Below are 491 nucleotides of genomic sequence, written 5' to 3' on the forward strand. Positions count from 1 at the left end.
TTTCTATGCGTAAAGGGGTCTTTAGTTGCTTTCAAACACTAGCAGTTCTGCTAGTGGGCATTTCCTGTAAAAAGATCAATGCTAAGGGGACTCGACCTTACATGGAGTCCAACAGATGCCTGCCTCCCCTCAATCAACTGAACTGTGCCGCTACCGCTACGATCCTTTGGACCGTCGGGTTGCCTCCACGCTCCACCAGCAGTCCGACCTCCAGCACTTTTACTGTAAAAGTCGCTTGGCCAGCGAAATACAAGGTGCACAGCACCGCAGCATCTTCCAGCATGACGACCAGCTATTGGCGCAACAGTCGAGCCAGAACGCCAAGGTCGATACCACCTTGCTGGCAACCGATCAGCAACGATCGGTGCTGAATTCGCAGAGCGCCACGCAATCCCAAGCCTTCGCCTACACCCCTTATGGCGAGCGCTCCCCGAAAAACGGCTTGCCCAGCCTGCTCGGATTTAAAGGCGAACGGCTCGACCCGCTGACCG

1 pseudogene is annotated in these 491 nt (G+C 55.2%); it reads left to right on the forward strand.

Annotated features, from left to right (window positions below):
- Positions 1 to 235: 235 nt before the first annotated feature.
- Positions 236 to 491, forward strand: a pseudogene (locus ACM6I6_RS26175) (RHS repeat-associated core domain-containing protein); the annotation flags it as partial.

The sequence above is a fragment of the Pseudomonas sp. IT-P218 genome, from assembly GCF_949767605.1.
Taxonomy (GTDB): domain Bacteria; phylum Pseudomonadota; class Gammaproteobacteria; order Pseudomonadales; family Pseudomonadaceae; genus Aquipseudomonas; species Aquipseudomonas putida_AE.